This window comes from Candidatus Omnitrophota bacterium, from assembly GCA_030695905.1.
Taxonomy (GTDB): Bacteria; Omnitrophota; Gorgyraeia; order 2-01-FULL-45-10; family 2-01-FULL-45-10; genus CAZHPY01.
This window is the reverse complement of record JAUYOL010000010.1, coordinates 1-17,444: the sequence shown is the minus strand read 5'-3', so window position 1 is coordinate 17,444 and position 17,444 is coordinate 1. Positions and strand designations below refer to the sequence as shown.

The 17,444-nt window shown below is 44.5% G+C and carries 19 protein-coding genes, 2 tRNA genes, 1 other RNA gene and 1 pseudogene; 21 read left to right on the top strand and 2 right to left on the bottom strand.

Annotated elements, in window-relative coordinates:
• The first annotated feature begins 56 nt into the window (after nucleotides 1-56).
• The 9 genes from bioB to Q8R38_01850 all read left to right on the top strand — a co-directional run bounded on the left by bioB (nucleotide 57) and on the right by Q8R38_01850 (nucleotide 8,815).
• The gene (gene bioB, locus Q8R38_01890) at nucleotides 57-974 is read left to right on the top strand and encodes a biotin synthase BioB (GenBank protein ID MDP3790774.1); all 918 of its coding nucleotides are present in this window, start codon (nucleotides 57-59) and stop codon (nucleotides 972-974) included.
• Entirely contained in the window at nucleotides 962-2,113 is a 1,152-nt protein-coding gene (gene bioF / locus Q8R38_01885; protein ID MDP3790773.1) for an 8-amino-7-oxononanoate synthase, read from the top strand. Before bioB ends, bioF begins: the two co-directional genes overlap by 13 nt.
• Nucleotides 2,100-2,783, top strand: coding sequence for an alpha/beta fold hydrolase (locus Q8R38_01880; GenBank protein MDP3790772.1), 684 nt, complete (start codon nucleotides 2,100-2,102; stop codon nucleotides 2,781-2,783). The genes bioF and Q8R38_01880 overlap by 14 nt, the downstream gene beginning before the upstream one ends.
• Nucleotides 2,776-3,528 carry a methyltransferase domain-containing protein gene (locus Q8R38_01875; GenBank protein MDP3790771.1) on the top strand — a complete coding sequence of 251 codons (753 nt, stop codon included), beginning with the start codon at nucleotides 2,776-2,778 and terminating at the stop codon, nucleotides 3,526-3,528. The genes Q8R38_01880 and Q8R38_01875 overlap by 8 nt, the downstream gene beginning before the upstream one ends.
• Before the next feature lie 37 nt (nucleotides 3,529-3,565).
• The gene (bioD, locus tag Q8R38_01870) at nucleotides 3,566-4,264 is read left to right on the top strand and encodes a dethiobiotin synthase (protein MDP3790770.1); all 699 of its coding nucleotides are present in this window, start codon (nucleotides 3,566-3,568) and stop codon (nucleotides 4,262-4,264) included.
• A 22-nt stretch (nucleotides 4,265-4,286) separates the two neighbouring features.
• Entirely contained in the window at nucleotides 4,287-5,621 is a 1,335-nt protein-coding gene (bioA, locus tag Q8R38_01865) for an adenosylmethionine--8-amino-7-oxononanoate transaminase (protein MDP3790769.1), read from the top strand.
• A 76-nt stretch (nucleotides 5,622-5,697) separates the two neighbouring features.
• Nucleotides 5,698-7,296 carry a glycosyltransferase family 39 protein gene (locus Q8R38_01860; GenBank protein ID MDP3790768.1) on the top strand — a complete coding sequence of 533 codons (1,599 nt, stop codon included), beginning with the start codon at nucleotides 5,698-5,700 and terminating at the stop codon, nucleotides 7,294-7,296.
• Nucleotides 7,296-7,985: a glycosyltransferase gene (locus Q8R38_01855; GenBank protein MDP3790767.1), complete on the top strand. Its 690-nt coding sequence runs from the start codon at nucleotides 7,296-7,298 to the stop codon at nucleotides 7,983-7,985. Before Q8R38_01860 ends, Q8R38_01855 begins: the two co-directional genes overlap by 1 nt.
• Nucleotides 7,982-8,815 (top strand): ChbG/HpnK family deacetylase, encoded by an 834-nt coding sequence (locus Q8R38_01850; protein MDP3790766.1) that lies wholly within the window; start codon nucleotides 7,982-7,984, stop codon nucleotides 8,813-8,815. The genes Q8R38_01855 and Q8R38_01850 overlap by 4 nt, the downstream gene beginning before the upstream one ends.
• A gap of 203 nt (nucleotides 8,816-9,018) precedes the next feature.
• Here the strand turns inward: Q8R38_01850 and ssrA are convergent.
• Nucleotides 9,019-9,437, bottom strand: a transfer-messenger RNA (tmRNA) gene (gene ssrA, locus Q8R38_01845).
• A gap of 13 nt (nucleotides 9,438-9,450) precedes the next feature.
• A complete protein-coding gene (smpB, locus tag Q8R38_01840; GenBank protein MDP3790765.1) occupies nucleotides 9,451-9,900 on the bottom strand; it encodes an SsrA-binding protein SmpB in 450 nt (149 codons plus the stop codon).
• 124 nt (nucleotides 9,901-10,024) lie between these two features.
• Here smpB and Q8R38_01835 point away from each other — a divergent pair.
• From Q8R38_01835 to Q8R38_01780, 12 genes and pseudogenes are all read left to right on the top strand, one after another.
• Nucleotides 10,025-10,109: transfer RNA gene (locus Q8R38_01835), tRNA-Leu, on the top strand.
• A 117-nt stretch (nucleotides 10,110-10,226) separates the two neighbouring features.
• Nucleotides 10,227-11,351, top strand: a complete 1,125-nt coding sequence (locus Q8R38_01830) for an N-acetylmuramoyl-L-alanine amidase (GenBank protein ID MDP3790764.1) — start codon at nucleotides 10,227-10,229, stop codon at nucleotides 11,349-11,351.
• On the top strand, nucleotides 11,348-12,145 hold the full coding sequence (gene murI, locus Q8R38_01825; GenBank protein MDP3790763.1) for a glutamate racemase: 798 nt from the start codon (nucleotides 11,348-11,350) through the stop codon (nucleotides 12,143-12,145). Before Q8R38_01830 ends, murI begins: the two co-directional genes overlap by 4 nt.
• Entirely contained in the window at nucleotides 12,138-12,494 is a 357-nt protein-coding gene (queD, locus tag Q8R38_01820) for a 6-carboxytetrahydropterin synthase QueD (GenBank protein ID MDP3790762.1), read from the top strand. The genes murI and queD overlap by 8 nt, the downstream gene beginning before the upstream one ends.
• 4 nt (nucleotides 12,495-12,498) lie before the next feature.
• Nucleotides 12,499-13,155: pseudogene (gene queC, locus Q8R38_01815) on the top strand (7-cyano-7-deazaguanine synthase QueC).
• A 57-nt stretch (nucleotides 13,156-13,212) separates the two neighbouring features.
• A complete protein-coding gene (locus Q8R38_01810; protein MDP3790761.1) occupies nucleotides 13,213-13,875 on the top strand; it encodes a 7-carboxy-7-deazaguanine synthase QueE in 663 nt (220 codons plus the stop codon).
• Nucleotides 13,875-14,264 (top strand): preQ(1) synthase, encoded by a 390-nt coding sequence (gene queF, locus Q8R38_01805; protein ID MDP3790760.1) that lies wholly within the window; start codon nucleotides 13,875-13,877, stop codon nucleotides 14,262-14,264. Before Q8R38_01810 ends, queF begins: the two co-directional genes overlap by 1 nt.
• A 30-nt stretch (nucleotides 14,265-14,294) precedes the next feature.
• Nucleotides 14,295-15,134 (top strand): fumarate hydratase, encoded by an 840-nt coding sequence (locus Q8R38_01800; protein MDP3790759.1) that lies wholly within the window; start codon nucleotides 14,295-14,297, stop codon nucleotides 15,132-15,134.
• Nucleotides 15,131-15,673 (top strand): Fe-S-containing hydro-lyase, encoded by a 543-nt coding sequence (locus Q8R38_01795; protein ID MDP3790758.1) that lies wholly within the window; start codon nucleotides 15,131-15,133, stop codon nucleotides 15,671-15,673. The genes Q8R38_01800 and Q8R38_01795 overlap by 4 nt, the downstream gene beginning before the upstream one ends.
• Nucleotides 15,645-16,376 (top strand): ribonuclease PH, encoded by a 732-nt coding sequence (rph, locus tag Q8R38_01790; protein MDP3790757.1) that lies wholly within the window; start codon nucleotides 15,645-15,647, stop codon nucleotides 16,374-16,376. Before Q8R38_01795 ends, rph begins: the two co-directional genes overlap by 29 nt.
• Nucleotides 16,376-16,969 carry an RdgB/HAM1 family non-canonical purine NTP pyrophosphatase gene (gene rdgB / locus Q8R38_01785; GenBank protein ID MDP3790756.1) on the top strand — a complete coding sequence of 198 codons (594 nt, stop codon included), beginning with the start codon at nucleotides 16,376-16,378 and terminating at the stop codon, nucleotides 16,967-16,969. The genes rph and rdgB overlap by 1 nt, the downstream gene beginning before the upstream one ends.
• Before the next feature lie 56 nt (nucleotides 16,970-17,025).
• Nucleotides 17,026-17,102 (top strand) — tRNA-Pro (locus tag Q8R38_01780).
• The last annotated feature ends 342 nt before the right edge of the window (nucleotides 17,103-17,444 follow it).

Genomic DNA, 17,444 nt, shown 5'->3' with positions numbered 1-17,444 from the left:
ACGGTGGTGGTTACATCGGGTATACTGAATATAAAATACAGTTTGGGAGGCAGGTAATGGATAGATCTGAAATAAGCGCGCTTTTGGATATGCCGCTTGATGAGCTTATACTGAAAGCGGGCCGTGTAAGGCAAGAGGCCAGAGGCGATGAGTTGGAATTATGCAACATTATGAACGCCAAGTCAGGTTTATGCGGCGAGGATTGTAAATTTTGCGCGCAATCATTACGGCATAAGACGCAAGCATCGAGATATCCGCTTAAGACCAAAGACGAGATTATCAAAGCGGCCCGGTGGGCAAAAGAGATAGGCGCCCACAGGTTCGACGTGGTCACAAGCGGAGCCACCCTCACTAAGGATGAGCTTAATAAAATCATCGAGGCTGTATCGCAGGTCACCAAAGAAGTAGGTATAGATATGTGCGCCTCGCTAGGAAAATTGGATAAAGATAGCCTGGGCCGGTTAAAAAAGGCGGGCGTCTCCAGATACCACCACAATATCGAGACATCACCGCGTTATTTTTCCAAGATAGTCACCTCTCATACTTTTCAGGAAAGGGTCGATACTATAAAGGCGGCCAAGAGCGTGGGATTAGAAGTCTGCTCGGGCGGCATAATAGGCATGGGCGAAACCTGGGACGATAGGATAGAGATGGCGCTCGTTCTTAAAGAGTTGGATGTAGACTCGGTGCCGATAAATATACTTGTGCCCATAAAGGGGACGCCGCTCGAAAATGTCGAGAGGCTATCGCCGCAGGACGCGATAAGAACCATTGCCATATTTAGAATCATCCTGAAAGATAAAATAGTGAAGATAGCGGCCGGCAGAGAATCGGTATTGAAGGATTTTCAATCCACCGCTTTTATGGCAGGAGCGAATGGCATGCTCATAGGCGGTTATCTGACCATAAAAGGAAGAAGCCTTGATGATGATAAAATTTTAATAGAAGAGATAAAGAAGGCATGGAAGAGTTGAAAGAATTTTTGTTAAAGAAAGAGGAAGAAGGTCTTTTGCGCCGTCTTCGTCCGGCTTCTTACCGCAAAGACGGCAGTATATATTTCGGAGAGAAAAGGTATATCGATCTCTCCTCAAATGATTATTTGGGGCTCGCGGGCCACCCCAGGCTTGTTGAGGCTTCTAAAGAAGCGCTCGATAAATTTGGCTCCGGAAGCAGCGCATCGCGCCTTCTAAGCGGAGATTTAGAGATTCATCATCAACTCGAAGATCGAATAGCGGATTTCAAAAATAAAGAAGCGGCGCTTATATTTAATTCGGGTTATCAGGCAAATGTAGGCGTCTTTAACTCTATTTACGGTAAAGATGATTGTGTATTTTCCGACAAATTAAACCACGCCAGCATAGTGGACGGCCTCCTTCTCTCCCGCGCCAAAGTATTTAGATTTAAACATAATGACGCCAATAATCTGGAAGATATAATTAAAAAAGAAAGAAGCAAGTTTAAAAAAGCCCTGATAGTTACAGAGACGGTATTCAGCATGGACGGGGATAGGTCGCCGCTTAAAGAGCTCGTCGATTTAAAGGAGCGGTATGATTGCAATATAATGGTGGATGAGGCTCACGCTACTGGCATATACGGCAAGAACGGCGCCGGCATAGCAGAAGAAGAGGGCTTATCCGATCGAATAGACATAATAATGGGCACATTCAGTAAGGCGCTGGGAAGCTTCGGAGCCTACATAGCGTCCTCAAGAGAGACAGCGGATTATCTGATAAATACGTGCAGGAGTTTTATATATTCGACAGCCCTGCCGCCTTCGATCATTGCGTGTAATCTTGAAAGCCTTAAGCTTGTAAGAGAAGAACCGCATAGAAGAGAAAAGCTATTAAATAATGTAGCTTATTTTCGTAATAATCTTAAAGGCGCGAATTTCGGGATAAAAGGGGCCTCGCAGATTGTGCCGGTAATAATCGGTGAGAATAAGAAGACCCAGCGCGCGGCGGAAGATCTCCGGGCCAAAGGATGGTGGGTTTTGCCGATAAGGCCGCCTACGGTGCCGCAGGGCGAGGCGCGCCTAAGATTTTCACTTACATTTCATCATGATTTAAGCACCTTGCAAAGATTGCTGGAGGACTTGTCCTGTGTCGGAATTTAAATTATTGGATAGATCTGCCGGCAGCACCATTCTTTTGATACCGGGATGGGCGACAGACTATAGGATATTTAATCCTATGGATATAAAAGCGAATTATCTGGTGCCTGTAAGATTTTCCCCGTTAGATTTCGAAAAAAATCTTTTTGACGAAATGGATAAGAATGACCTGGATAAAGTTTCTATCATGGGCTGGTCGATGGGCGGATTTATGGCATTCGATTTGGCCAAAAAGCACCCGCCCAGATTCGACAGCGTTACCTTGGTAAGCGTGAGGGAAAGATATGAAGGCGGTGAGATAAAGGAAACGATGTCATATCTTAAGAAAAATAAAACAGCTTTTCTTTATAAATTTTACAACGACTGTTTTTCTAAAAACGAAAGAGATGAATTGTCCCGGTTTAAGAAAGAACTTATGAAGGACTATTTGAATACTATGAGCCTCGATACTCTTCTGGATGGGTTAGAATATCTATCCGGAAGCAGGATAACGCCTCCGGGCCCCAATGGAATGAAGGTGAGATTTGTCCATGGCGAAGAAGACCGTATCGCGCCGGTAGAAGAAGCAAGAAGCTTAAGTGAAAAGTTCCCGGGTTCGAAATTCATACCCATCGAAACGGCCGGCCACATCCCTTTTCTTAAAAATGACTTTGACAAAATACTCAATGATTGAGAAGAATATTTCACGTCATGCCCATATTTACGACACGTGCGCGAATATACAATATGCCGCGGCCCGGAATCTCATAAAAGAAACTCCCTGCAATGAAATTATCGATATTCTTGAGATAGGCTGCGGCACCGGCAGTTACACACTTTTTTTAAGAAAGAAATTCTGCAGGGCGAATATAAAGGCGTTGGATAGATCAAAAAGCATGATCGAAGTTGCCAAAAAGAAATTAAAAGACGAAAGGGTCGAATTTATAGTGGCGGATGCCGAGTCGATAAATCTAAGCACAAAGTTCGACCTTATTACGTCTAACGCGGCGTTCCAATGGTTTAAGGATTTCGAAGGCGCTATATTAAAATATAAAGGCGCTCTTACTGAAAACGGCGCCATATCATTCTCTATGTTCGGGCCCGCGACTTTCTGGGAATTGGGCCATTCTTTAAAGGCGGTTTTGGGCAGCCGCATAGAGATAGACGCCGCCGGTTTTTTAAAGAAAGACGCGATAGAATTGATAATGAACAGGCATTTTAAGGATGTCGCTGTGAGGGAAGAGGTTGTAAAAGAGAAGTTCTCTTCACTTGCGCAGTTGTTGAATAAAATAAGATCCACGGGCGCCTGGGGCGATGCCATGAAGAACATTCTTTTATGGCGCAGGGATGCTTTTAATAAGGTGGAAGAAGCGTATAAATTAAATTTTGGCGGGATCGAAACATCATATCAGATATTTTTCTGCAGAGGAATAAGATGAGCCCCGCCCATTCTTATAGGCGGGATAGGATGGGAGAATGAGCGGGGTGAGAGCGATATTCGTGGCGGGGACAGATACAAATGTCGGCAAAACAATAGTTACCGGATTGCTTGGCCGGCTCCTCATTAAAAATAATCATAAAGTAGTTACACAAAAATGGGTCCAGACAGGATCCGGAAGGCATCTTAAAGATATTCGCCGGCACATGAAACTGATGAAAAGGAAAGAGTCGGAATATAAAGCTTATATTCCTTCGATGGCGCCGTATACTTTTAAATTCGCGTCTTCTCCGCATCTGGCAGGACGTTTGGAAGGCGCGGCCGTAAAGATAGATACTATAAAAAAGTCGCTTGCCTGCCTGTCAGAACATTTTGATACTGTTATAATTGAAGGGACCGGAGGACTGCTGGTTCCTCTGGATGAAGACAGGTTGCTGATAGACGTGATTAGGGAATTTCGCCTGCCTGTGCTTCTTGTAGCGGGAAACAGGGCCGGAGCTATTAATCACACGCTTTTAAGCATAGAAGCGTTAAGGTCGAGAGATATAAAAATCATAGGTACAATTTTTAATAATGCCGCAAATGATACCGATGAGATTATTTTAAAAGACAACCCTCGCATAGTAAAAGCCCTCTCCGGCATAGAAGTCTTTGGAATCTTGCCGCACGCTCGTAATGCGGATTTTTTGTTCAAATATTTTGAACCTATAGGCAATAAAATACTGAACCACATATAATGATGAAAGTTGACAGTGCAGTATGAAAAACTGGATAGAAAAAGATCTGCAATATATCTGGCACCCCTATACACAGATGAAGGATTGCCGAAAACTGCCTCCCATACTTATCGAAAGGGCAAAGGGTGTTAAATTATACGACGACAAAGGAAATTTTTATTATGACACCATTTCGAGCTGGTGGTGCAACATCCATGGCCATAATCGTCCCGAGATCAACAAAGCGATAATGAAACAACTGGACTCCATGGGCCACGTAATGTTCGCCGGGTTTACACACAAGAGCGCGATACTTTTAGCGGAGAGGATCCTCTCTGTAGTTCCCGGTAATCTTGCCAAAGTATTTTTTTCCGACGATGGTTCTACCGCCGTTGAAACCGCGCTCAAAATGTCATTTCAGTATTGGCAGAATACGGGCAAGCGGCACAAGACTAAATTTGTATCGTTAGATTGCGGCTACCACGGCGATACGATAGGCGCGATGTCCGTCGCAGGCGTGGGCCTGTTCAATAAAGTATTTGAAAAACTTTTTTTCAAATCATTTAAAGTGCCGTCGCCTTATTGTTACCGCTGTCCTATGGGTAAAAAGAGAACCTCCTGCGCATTAGAATGTACAATACCGCTCGAAGCGCTTCTTAAAAATAAAGGCCGGGAGATCGCGGCATTTATCCTGGAGCCTCTCGTGATGGCGGCGGGAGGCATGATAGTATATCCTAAGGAATACCTTGCTTTGGCCGCGCGGATCTGTGATAAATATGGCGTTCATCTTATAGCGGATGAAGTGGCGACGGGTTTTGGAAGAACAGGAAAGATGTTCGCGTGTGATCATGTAAAGATCAAACCCGATTTTCTATGCCTTTCCAAAGGCATAACCGCCGGCTATATGCCGTTAGGCATGACCATTACGACCGATAATATCTACAAAGCATTTTACGCGGAGTATGATAAGAGAAAAACGTTTTATAGCGGCCATACTTATACAGCAAATCCCATTGCCTGCTCATGCGCCTTAGCCAGCCTTGATATCTTCAAGAAGGAAAGGACGCTGGATAAGATGAAGAAGACAATGCCCATATTGCATGATGAGCTGGAACGGTTCAGGTCCCTGCCAATAGTGGGCGATGTAAGGCATATCGGCATGATAGGCGCTATAGAATTAGTCAGAGATAAAAAAACAAAAGAAGGTTTTGGCTTTAAAAGAAGGATAGGCCTTGAGATATATAAAAAGGGGTTAAAGAGATCCTTGGTTTTAAGGCCTCTTGGTGATATCATATATCTATTTCCGCCCCTATGTATCGATAGAGCCGATGTGGAATATATCCTGCGCAATACGTATGATATCATCCGGGCTCTTTAAGCACGGATGCCCAATTCAATTGACATAATTATACCTATATAGTACGCTTATACGATAATCCAGGTCTAAAGAAAAAATGTTTAAAATTTTAGAAAAACCCATAATAGTCATATTATTGCTGCTGCTTCTGTCGGGCTATCTCTACTTTTCCCAGATGGGGAAGTTCGCCCTGACAGATCCTGATGAGACTTTTTATGCCCAGACAGCCAAGGAGATGGTGGAAAAGGGAGAATGGCTTACGCCATACCTGTACGGGAAGCCTCAATTTGAGAAACCGATACTTTTTTACTGGCTGGTCGAAGCGTCTTACAAGGTCTTCGGCATAAATGAGTTTGCCGCAAGATTCCCATCGGGCCTTTTTGGATTTATCGGGCTGGCCGCGATATATCTATTGGGCAGGCTTCTTTTTAACAACAGGGTAGGGATATTTTCCGCCATTGTGCTCGCGACAAATGTCGAATATGTGATACTTGCCAACGCGTGCGTGACGGATATGCTTCTTTCGACCTGCATGCTTTTAGGCGTGCTGTTCTTCTTCTACGGACAGATAAGAAAGAAGGGTTATTTTTATGTTTTATCCGCAGCCGCTTTAGGCCTCTCTGTTCTTACCAAAGGCCCTATAGGTTTACTGCTTCCCGGTTTTATAATATTTGTTTATATGATGTTTGTCAGGGATTTTACGCTTTTTAAAAAGTTTAAGGTCATTGCCTGGTCTTCCTTAGTGTTCATGCTTATAGCGCTGCCGTGGTATATAGTAATGTATAAATCGCACGCCAATACCTTTATGGACGAGTTTTTCGGATTCCACAATATAACAAGGTTTCTGACGCCTGAACACAAGACCGGTTCCGAGATATACTACAATATTCCTGTGATCTTCGGCGGGTTCTTCCCATGGAGCGCATTTCTGCCGCTTGGAGCATGGAAGATGTTAACCGGGATCCGGAAACCGGAGTCAGCAAATCGTAGCCATTCTATCTTTATGCTGCTGTGGCTTATAGTGATCTTTATCTTTTTCACGGTTTCCAGCACGAAACTACCCACTTATATCTTCCCATGTTTTATATCTCTTGCTGTTATCGTCGGAAAATTTTGGGACGACTTTTTAACAAGGCAAAGCGAAAGGCCCGTTATTGTTGGCATGAGAGCATCGTATTATTTTCTGATACTGGCTGTAGTCCTGGGATTAATAGGCGGGTACATATTTATAAAAATAGACTCTCCGGATATTTTGCCTGCGGCGGTTAATGCGGGATTATTTATGGCCTTTGGCATGGGGCTCTCTTTCGCCGCATTTATAAGAAAAAGGTTTTTGGCGGCATTTATATTGATAGCATGTTCAGTCGGTTTGATATTGTATCCCATATCCAAAAAGGTTTTGCCGTTTGTGGAAGGATATGAGTCAAGCAAACCGGCTTCCAGGGCTTTAATGGCGTATTATAAGCCGGGCGATGTAATAGGCTGTGAAAGGGATTATAGGCCCGGAGTCGCGTTTTATACAGGTATTATTCCGGTATTCCTTTCTAACAGCAGTAATTTGTCTGAATTTATAAATAAGGGCGAGACTGTCTGGGGAGTATTGAAAAAAAGAAATATTACTGACGATAGTATGCGCGTTATTTATCAATACGGCAAGAAGCGTGTTATCACGAACAGCAAAGAGGAGTTGAAGTAATGCCCCGCTCCATATCATTTGTATTGCCGATGTATAATGAATCGGCCAATATTACCGAGACATTGCGCAAAGTGTCGCGGCTTGCGTCGGAGTTATCCGATGACTACGAGATCGTCATCGTCGATGACGCGTCAAAAGATAATAGTGCGGACGTAGTCGAAAAATTGGCCCTGAATGATTCTCATATTAAATTAATAAGGCTTAATAATAATACAAAATTCGGAGGAGCTCTCGGCGAGGGCCTTCGCAATGTGTCGAAAGAAGTCGCCATCTATACTGACGCGGACCTGCCGGTAAGGGAAGACGATGTTAAAAAGGGATTGGCTCTTCTTGGCGAAGCCGATGTTATTACCGGATACAGTATGGTAATAAAAGACGCCGCGATAAAGAGAATAGTGATGTCAAAGGTTTATAATTTTCTGGTGCAGTTTTTATTCGGCCTGAGCATAAAAGATATAAATTCAGGTTTCAAGATATATAAATCAGAAGTCCTGAAAGGGTTGAACCTGATATCTCGAAGCCCGTTTGTGGATGTAGAGATATTTGCCGAAGCGAAAAGAAGAGGATTTAAGATAAAGCAGTTTGGGCTGTTGTTTGAATTGCGCACCCAGGGTGTTTCCACAATATCGAGGCTTTCCGTAGTTATCAGGACTTTCTGGGATATGTTTAAATACAAATTTCTAAAATGAAGTATCTAATAGTAACCGCGGATGATCTTGGGCTTACCAAAAGCATAAACGAGGGTATCGCTAAGGCGTGCAAAGAGGGTATCGTAACATCCGTCAGCGTAATACCGACGGGTGAGGCATTTGATGACGCTGTAGAAACAATAAAGGGTCTGTCGTTTAAAGGTGTAGGGGCGCACCTCGCGCTTTCAGAGACAAAGCCGCTTCTCTCCTCTTCCAAATTTTATAAAAACCACAATGGACTATTTTTTAGCCTTCTTTTGGGCATAGTAAAGCAGCAAGATATTTACACTGAGCTAAAAGCTCAATTAGAGCTTTTGAGGTCGAAAGGGCTTGATATAACCCACATAAACGGCCACGAACATATACATCTTATACCGCAAATTCTTGATATATTCATTCAGCTTGCGAAAGAGTACGGTATACCTGCGATAAGATTTCCCAGGGGCGATGTGCGGCCAAAGGGCATATTGTCAAAAGAAAATTATAAGTCGTTTGTTCTGAATAGTTTTGCCCGCGGCATAGAAAATAAGATAAAAACTTCGGGGCTATTTCACACGGACTTCTTTATGGGGCTTATCGATGCGGGTAATCTTAATATAGAAAAGATTAAGATGATGCTTGAAAATTTAAAAGATGGCGTTACGGAGATCGTTACCCACCCGGGATTTTTAAGCCCCGAAGTTCTGGATCGCTACAGCTGGCACCGGGCCGGCGAAACCGAATTATTCGCCCTTACCGACCAGCGCATCAAAGACGCCATCAAAGATAATAACATCCAGCTTATATCCTACGAAACATTCCTGTCACTAAAGAAGCCTTCTCGAAACTAAGCATTCATTAATTTCAAATTGAAAAGGTATTGCCCTGTACCAGTCGGCACTCATTTCGTTCGTGCCTCCGGTACAGGGCATTCACCATTCGCAAAAAATCAATATGGCCTGTGCACTATTCCTCGCCTCGCTCGTCAGGTACATGGCAGGCTGCGCCATGAACCTGAGCAAAAAATTTGATAGAATTTTTTGCGAATGGTTCATGGTGGAGGTGGCGGGATTCGAACCCGCGTGCCCAAACATCAGATCAAGAGCCTCTACTATGTTTATCCCGCTTTTTCATCTTACCGCCGGAACTTCAACAGGCGGAATTTCCGGCAGCTGAGTCCTTAAAAATTTCATCCCGATCCCCAAGGACTGAAAAAAATCGAGACTATCCTGTTAATGACGTCTTTCTAACCCCACAGGCTGGATCAGAAGACGGGTTGCTCTATTTAGAGAGCAACGCTTGCCAGTGGAGCAGCGCCTTTAACCACTTGCATGGTTGCAAGAAGCTGATCTACTGATGCCGGAACGTTTAGAGTTTCAGCATTTGATATTTGTCAGGTGTTTTAAGAGGCCTCCTGACGACCTCTACATGCCACCCTTGTCATGCTTATCTGGGTCGAAGCCTTTCACCCCCATTTTTCAATGAGCTATTTTCTGCTTTTTAATACTCTTTTTAATTCTTTATCCGATTCGCGCTGCTTTATGGCTTCGCGCTTATCATAATGCTTCTTGCCCTTCGCGAGGGCCAAATCCACTTTTACAAGTCCATTTTTGAAATAAAGCTTAAGAGGTATTAGTGCAAGATGCTTCGTTGAGACTTCAGCGGCAAGCTTCTGTATCTGACGTTTATGAAGAAGCAACTTTCTTGGCCTTACAGGATCCGTATTGTATATATTACCGAATTCGTAAGGCGCTACGTGCATATTATACAACAAAAGCTCGGAACCTTCAAGCTTCGCGAAGCTATCCGCCAGGCTTGCTCCACCAGCCCTTATGGACTTAACTTCGGTCCCTTTTAGCTGTATTCCTGCCTCAAGGCTCTCTATCACGAAATAGTCGTGATGGGCCTTCCTATTGCTTGTTATTACTTTATCCATAATATTATGCTCTAAGATATCACAATATTAGCCCTAAAGCAAGGCGGGTAAGGGCCGATTGACAGTTATGCCGTTTTGCGGTATACTTGGTGAGCTAAAATCGATGACAATTTACAATATTTGTGCGGAAGTGGCGGAACTGGCATACGCGCAGGTCTCAGAAGCCTGTGCTGCAAGGCTTGAGGGTTCAAATCCCTCCTTCCGCACCATGAACCACTCGCTTTGCCATCTATGTGGTTCATGTCCTGTACCGGAGGAGCGAATAAAATGAGCGACGACTGGTACAGGACAAGGCTCGGGTTCATGGCACAGCCATTTACTCTTTTATGCAATCATACTTAAAACATAAGATAGCTGTGGTTTTTGTGCTGGCGCTTTTCGTTGCTGGATGCGCCGCGCAGGCGCCATATCTTAAGCTGGACCAGTCCTTAAACAAGGATATGAGGGTCTTCAATGATGTCCAGTATGTGCCGCTTTTAAGGCTGTGCGAAGCGTACGGTATTGATTGGAAATGGGACAGTTTTATGCGCACGGCCATAATTACCAAAAATGGCAGGATAATCCTAAGGGCCGGAAGCGATAGAATTATTATTAATGAAAATGAAAAAAAGTTGTCGAGTCCTGTTGTACTCACTAACGGGATAGTATATGTTCCAACATCGTTTGTGCGAAACGATCTTGGATTTATTGTTACAGCGCGTGCGCAGGAAACGGCTGTAAAGACTCCCATAGCGAAATCCATAGGCAGGTATGCTATACGAACGATAGTCCTTGATGCGGGCCATGGCGGCAAAGACCCGGGCGCTATCGGAAGACGTTTGAGGATAAAAGAGAGGGATATAACTCTTGCCATAGCGAAGAAATTGAGGAATATTCTCGAAGATAACGGGATAAAGGTGATAATGACCAGAGACAGCGATGTGTTTATCCCCCTTCAGGGAAGAGCGCGTTTAGCGAATTCAAGCGGCGCGGACCTTTTTGTAAGCGTCCATGTAAACGCGTCGCGGTCACGTTCGCTGAACGGTTTTGAATGTTACTATCTTTCAGAGGCAACAGACGACAATGCTCGCGCTATAGAGGCATTTGAAAACGCTACATTAAAATTGGATGAAGAAACTATTTTAGAACATTCCACCACTCTTGATAAGACTCTTTGGGATATGAAGTTGACTGAAAACAGGCGCGAATCCGCGGAACTTGCAAGCTATATATGCAGGTCCGTTGAAAATAGTTTAATTACCAGGAATAGGGGAACTAAGACGGCAAGATTTTATGTGCTAAAATATACAAGAATACCGTCGGTGCTTGTAGAAACGGGTTATATAAGCAACAAGTTTGAGGAGCTTAAATTCAGAGATCCCGGGTATGCGGATAGAATGGCGGAGGTTATAGCCAAGGGCGTTTTGTCTTATAAAAACGAATATGAAAGGACGGAGGGCTTTACACTGTGAGCGACTCCAGGCCGATAGGTATATTTGATTCTGGTGTAGGCGGATTGACGGTATTTAGCGAAGTCGAAAAAGTTTTGCCCAAGGAGGCGATAGTATATTTCGGCGATACCGCGCGCGTGCCATATGGAACAAAATCAAAAGAGACGATAACAAAATTTTCGGTCGAGAATGTGGAATTTTTGATGAAGCACAATGTTAAACTGGTCCTTGTGGCGTGCAACACAGCCTCATCTTTGAGCCTCGGTTTTCTAAAAAGGTGCTTCAGGGTGCCGATAATAGGCGTTATCGAGCCCGGCGCGAGGAACGCCGTTAATGTCACAAGAAGCTCCAGGGTGGGCGTTATAGGTACAAATGCTACGATAAATTCCGGCGCGTACGAGAAGGCGATCAAGAAGATAAGTTCTAAAACGGCGGTCTATAGCCAAAAATGCCCCCTCTTCGTGCCTTTAGCAGAAGAGGGATGGACAAAGGATAACGTGACGCGCGATATCGCGTCGATATACTTAAAGCCGTTGAAGAAGAAAAATATAGACACGCTGATATTAGGCTGCACGCACTATCCGCTTCTAAAGAATGTGGTCAAGGAAGTTATGGGCAGTTCTGTGCACCTGGTAGATTCGGCGCAGGAAGTCGCGAAAGAGGCCCGGGATTTACTGGACGCAAGCGGATTATTAAATGCATCGTCCGGAAAAAAGAAGCATAAATTTTTTGTAAGCGATCAGCCGGAAAATTTCGTAAGATTGGGCGGGCGTTTCCTGAAGAGGAAGATGCAGGGGGTAACAAAAATTGTATGAAATAAAGATACAGTCATCATTCAGCGCGGCGCATAATCTTCGGAATTACCATGGCAAATGCGAAAATCTTCACGGCCATAATTGGAAGGTCGAAGCGATATTTGCTTACGACTCCTTAGATAAAGACGGCATGGCAATAGATTTTAAAGAGGCCAAGGCTATGTTGAGAGCCGTTCTCGAGGAGTTTGACCATTCGTATCTTAACGAGGCGGGGATATTTAAAGATATCAATCCAACATCCGAAAATATGGCGAAGTTCATATACGATATGTTAAAAAAGAAGGATAAACACATATATTCGGTCTGTGTGTGGGAGAATGATAGCTCCTGCGCGACATATAGAGCTTAAAAATATGCAAAAAAAAGCCGTGGTATTACTTTCGGGCGGACTAGACTCAGCCGTAGCCTTATACATTGCTAAGAAAAATGGCTATGACTGTAAGTGCCTTATATTTGATTACGGCCAAAAACACAAGAAAGAGATAGGGCAGGCAAAAAAGATAGCGCAAGCCGCCGGATCGGAATTTAGGGTTGTTAAGTTGTCTTTTCCATGGAAAGGCTCAAGCCTCATTGACGATGAAGCCAAGATACCGCTGGGCAGGACGATAAGCGAGATAAAAAAAGGCGACATACCGTCCACATATGTGCCGGGCCGGAATACCATATTTTTAAGCATGGCAAGTTCTTTCGCCGAGGCAATAGGCGCGGAATCGATTTTTATAGGCGCTCACTATGAAGATTCAAGCGGCTATCCGGATTGCAGGAAAGAATACCTTGAGGCATTTGGTAAAGTGATCGCGTTGGGCACGAAGGCCGGGACTCGCGGTCACCTTAAGTTAGAATTTCCGCTGATAAAAAAGACAAAGGCCCAGATCATAAAGACGGGTGTTTCTTTAGGGGTGCCGTTTGCCCTTACATGGTCATGCTATTTGGGCGGAGCAAAACCTTGCGCAAAGTGTGATTCATGTATCTTAAGAGCGAATGGTTTTAACCAGGCCCAGGTTATAGACCCATTGATAGGTTACCAACCGACGCCGAAAGCTATGGTTACAGAGATATTTTCTTCGATGCAGGGAGAGGGGATCTTCGCGGGATCGCGGCAGATATTTATTCGCTTCAAAAGATGTAATATGGAATGCGGATTTTGTGATACGCCTAATAGGCCTTCCGGCAAGGAGTACTCGCCGGCGCAGTTGGTGCGCGAGGTAATGACTATTGATAAAAAGAGCGGTCCGCATCATTCCATATCATTGACCGGGGGAGAGCCTCTGATATATGCGGAATTTTTAAGAAAGCTGCTCCCGTCGCTTAAAGAGATAGGATTCAAAACATATCTTGAGACCAATGGCACGCTGCCGGATAAACTTCGTCAGGTGATCGATTTTGTGGATATAGTCGCGATGGACTTTAAATTGCCGTCATCGACAAAGGACAGGTCTTATTGGGATGAGCATCTGGAGTTTTTAAAGATAGCTTCTGCAAAAAAAGTATTTGTGAAGGCGGTTGTAACCCCCGAAACAAAAACTGCCGATATAGAACGAGTGGTAGAATCGATAAAGAAGGTTAATGCCAGGATCCCTTTAATAATACAGCCGGCTACGCCGGTTAAAAAGGTCGATAAAGCGGTGCCTGAAGACAGGCTGCGGGAGTTTTCAGATTTAGCCCTTAAGCGAGGGGTCGCGGATTCTCGGGTGATACCGCAGATACATAAGATATTGGGGATAAAATAGTGAAAAAATCGTCTTACGAAGGCTTGCAGAAAAATATAAAGAACCTGAAGACTCCGAAAATCGAAGTCTGGAAAAATCAGTATCCGGACAGAGACTACGTGATTGCAATAGATATACCGGAGTTTACCTGCATATGCCCGAAGACCGGCTTGCCGGATTTTGCCAACATCACTATAAAATATGTGCCGGACGAATTGTGTATAGAATTAAAGTCGCTTAAATATTATGAGATATTCTACAGGGATGTGGGAATATTTCATGAGAATGTTGTGAATAGATTTTTGGACGATCTTGTTAGCGCGTGCAAGCCGCGGTGGATGGAAGTCTCGGGCGAGTTCAATGCGCGCGGCGGGATAAAGACGTCGGTAAAAGCAGAATATAAAGCTTAAATACAAGCCGGGCTTGGAAGATTGGTCATTATGAGAGAGATAAGCGTTTCAAAGATCAGAGAAGTGGTAACCGAACTTTGCTTAAAGGCGAATTTTGAGTTACGCAAAGATATTTTGAAAGCGTTGAAAATGGCTTTAAGAAAAGAGACGAGGCCCAGGGCCAAAAATATACTCAAAGCCGTTATAGAAAATGCGCGAATAGCGAAGAAGAAACGTCTGGCGATCTGTCAGGATACAGGTATTGTCTCCATATTTTTGGAGATCGGCAGTGAGGTCACGATAAAAGGGGATTTAGAAGAAGCATTATACGAAGGTGTTGAGGACGCTTATAAAAAGGGCTATTTGCGTAAATCCGTTGTAGATGATTCCCTCGTAAGAAAAAATACAAATACAAACACCCCGTCCATTATTAATATCAGCATCGTTAAGGGCGACAGATTAAAAGTTACTGTTTCACCGAAGGGTTTTGGAAGCGAGAACAAGAGCAGCATAAATATGTTGAAGCCTACGGCATCCGACAAAGAGATTATAGATTTCGTCCTTGAGGTGGTGAAAAATGCCGGGCCGGATGCCTGCCCGCCGCTGGTTTTAGGGATAGGCATCGGCGGGACATTCGATTATGCCGCGCAGTTGTCGAAAAAAGCGCTTCTACGTTCAATAGAGACAAAAAACGCGAAGAAGCATTTCAGAGGGTTGGAAAAAGATATATTGAAGGCAGTGAATTCGCTGGGCATTGGCCCTATGGGGCTTGGCGGGAAGACAACCGCTCTCGGGGTAAATATAGAAGAGTTCCCGACACATATAGCGGGCTTACCCGTGGCTGTCAATGTAAGCTGCCATGCTACGAGAAGCGCTGAAAAGATATTATGATAAAAATTACCACACCATTGACGGAAAATGTCAGGAAAAAACTTAAGGCAGGGGATGAAGTTCTTTTAAGCGGAACGATACTTACTGCCCGCGACGCGGCGCATAAAAGATTCTGCGATATTTTAAAAAAGGGCAAGGCGTTACCGTTAAATTTAAAAGATGCGGTGATATATTATTGCGGCCCTACCCCGGCTAGGCCGGGCAAGCCAATAGGTTCATGCGGCCCCACAACGAGCTCGAGGATGGATTCTTTTACCCCCGCGCTGATTTCACTCGGCCTGGGGGCCATGATAGGCAAGGGTGACAGGTCCGAAGAAGTCGTTAGGGCGATAAAGAAGCACAAGTGTTTATATTTTCTTGCTATAGGAGGAATAGGGGCGCTGCTTTCAGCGAAGGTTAAGTCCGCCAGGACGATTTTATTTAGCGATCTTGGCCCGGAAGCCGTATATAAACTTGAAGTGAGAGACTTCCCGCTTATAGTGGGAATAGATTCGAAAGGAAATAATATCTATGCAAAGAGCGGATGGAAGAAAAAATAACGAGCTTAGGGGATTAAAGATAACCAAGAACTATATAAAGTATGCTGAAGGTTCGTGTCTTGTCGAGCTCGGTAATACAAAGATAATCGCAACCGCGTCGGTAGAAGACGGAGTGCCGCATTTTTTGAGGAATAGCGGTAATGGCTGGGTTACGGGTGAGTATGGGATGATACCGCGTTCATGCAGGTCGCGCGTGCCCAGAGAGGTTTCAAAAGGTAAGCTTGGCGGCAGGACACATGAGATACAGAGGCTTATTGGCAGGGCGTTAAGATCCGTGACGGATATGACGAAATTGGGTGAGCGCACTATATGGCTCGATTGTGACGTTATTCAGGCCGACGGCGGCACCAGGTGCGCTAGCATAACGGGCAGCTTTGTCGCGATAGCTCTCGCGCTCAATAAGATGAAAGAAGACGGCATTATCAAAGATATCCCATTGTCCGACTATGTGGCCGCGATAAGCGTCGGCATAATAAACGGTGAAGTGGTTCTCGACCTTGACTATGATGAGGACTCGAAGGGCGAGGTCGATATGAATATTGTTATGACGGGTAACGGGAAATTTATAGAGGTCCAGGGCACAGCCGAGAGGGAACCGTTTAAAAGAGAAGACCTTAATAAATTAACACTATTGGCCGAAAAGGGGATACAGGAGATTATGGCCGTGCAGAAAAAAGTTTTAAAGGGAATAAAGATAGGCTGATGAAAGATTTAGTTATAGCGACAAGGAATGAAAAGAAGCTGCGCGAGCTTAAAAGGTATTTGAAAAGCATAAAAGCCGATGTTGTTTCCTTAAATGAGATAGGGCCCGCTCCCGGTATAAGGGAAGACAAGAATACTTTTAAAGGAAATGCGGTAAAGAAGGCGCTGGTAATATCAAAATTTACCTGCGGGTTGGTGTTGGCGGATGACTCCGGCCTGGAAGTGAAGGCGCTTGGCGGCGCGCCTGGAGTCAAGAGCGCAAGATTTGCCGGGCCTAAGAAAAAAGACCACGATAATAACGTAAAAGTGCTGAAGATGCTAAGCGGTATGCCGGCCGGGAGAAGGCAGGCCAGATTTGTTTGCGCGATCGCAATTGCCGATAAAGGCAGGGTAGTTAAATTAATAGAAGAATATTGTTCCGGCAGGATAGCGGATTCGATAAGAGGAAGACACGGTTTCGGATATGATTCGATATTCCTGATACCGAAATATAAAAAGACCTTCGGCCAGCTGGGATTTAAGACCAAAGACAGGATGAGTCATCGCTCGAAAGCGCTTAAAAAAGCGCGGGAATTTTTGAGATATTATCTCTAGCAATTTTGGTTTTGTGATATAATCCATTACAGAATTCTAAAGAATTATCATATGTTCGGGAAGTAGCGCAGCTGGCTAGCGCGTCTGGTTTGGGACCAGAAGGTCGCGAGTTCAAATCTCGCCTTCCCGACCAATATATATATCTTTTGACGTCCCTGTAGCTCAGTTGGATAGAGCATCTGCCTTCTATAGGAGCTTCTGTGCGGAATATAAACGCATAGAATGAATGCAGCTGTATGCAAGGAACCCCTGTCATAAACAGGGCAATTTGCAGGCAACCACTCGAAACTAAGTGGGAGTCCTCAGAGACTATACGCTGCACACCTGAAACGGTGAAGACATAGTCCAGACCGCAACATTAATTGGCTGGAGTAATCCAGTGCGGTAAGCTAAGCAGAGGGTCGCCTGTTCGAATCAGGCCAGGGACGCCAATTTTATGAAGAAGCAAAGAGTTTTGTGGTGGGTGTAGCTCAGC

Coding starts and splice junctions, on each gene's coding strand:
- bioB (MDP3790774.1), top strand. CDS start 57: ATGGATAGATCTGAAATAAGCGCGCTTTTGGATATGCCGCTTGATGAG.
- bioF (MDP3790773.1), top strand. CDS start 962: ATGGAAGAGTTGAAAGAATTTTTGTTAAAGAAAGAGGAAGAAGGTCTT.
- Q8R38_01875 (MDP3790771.1), top strand. CDS start 2,776: ATGATTGAGAAGAATATTTCACGTCATGCCCATATTTACGACACGTGC.
- bioD (MDP3790770.1), top strand. CDS start 3,566: ATGAGCGGGGTGAGAGCGATATTCGTGGCGGGGACAGATACAAATGTC.
- bioA (MDP3790769.1), top strand. CDS start 4,287: ATGAAAAACTGGATAGAAAAAGATCTGCAATATATCTGGCACCCCTAT.
- Q8R38_01860 (MDP3790768.1), top strand. CDS start 5,698: ATGTTTAAAATTTTAGAAAAACCCATAATAGTCATATTATTGCTGCTG.
- Q8R38_01855 (MDP3790767.1), top strand. CDS start 7,296: ATGCCCCGCTCCATATCATTTGTATTGCCGATGTATAATGAATCGGCC.
- Q8R38_01850 (MDP3790766.1), top strand. CDS start 7,982: ATGAAGTATCTAATAGTAACCGCGGATGATCTTGGGCTTACCAAAAGC.
- smpB (MDP3790765.1), bottom strand. CDS start 9,900: ATGGATAAAGTAATAACAAGCAATAGGAAGGCCCATCACGACTATTTC.
- Q8R38_01830 (MDP3790764.1), top strand. CDS start 10,227: ATGCAATCATACTTAAAACATAAGATAGCTGTGGTTTTTGTGCTGGCG.
- Q8R38_01810 (MDP3790761.1), top strand. CDS start 13,213: ATGCAGGGAGAGGGGATCTTCGCGGGATCGCGGCAGATATTTATTCGC.
- Q8R38_01800 (MDP3790759.1), top strand. CDS start 14,295: ATGAGAGAGATAAGCGTTTCAAAGATCAGAGAAGTGGTAACCGAACTT.
- Q8R38_01795 (MDP3790758.1), top strand. CDS start 15,131: ATGATAAAAATTACCACACCATTGACGGAAAATGTCAGGAAAAAACTT.
- rph (MDP3790757.1), top strand. CDS start 15,645: ATGCAAAGAGCGGATGGAAGAAAAAATAACGAGCTTAGGGGATTAAAG.
- rdgB (MDP3790756.1), top strand. CDS start 16,376: ATGAAAGATTTAGTTATAGCGACAAGGAATGAAAAGAAGCTGCGCGAG.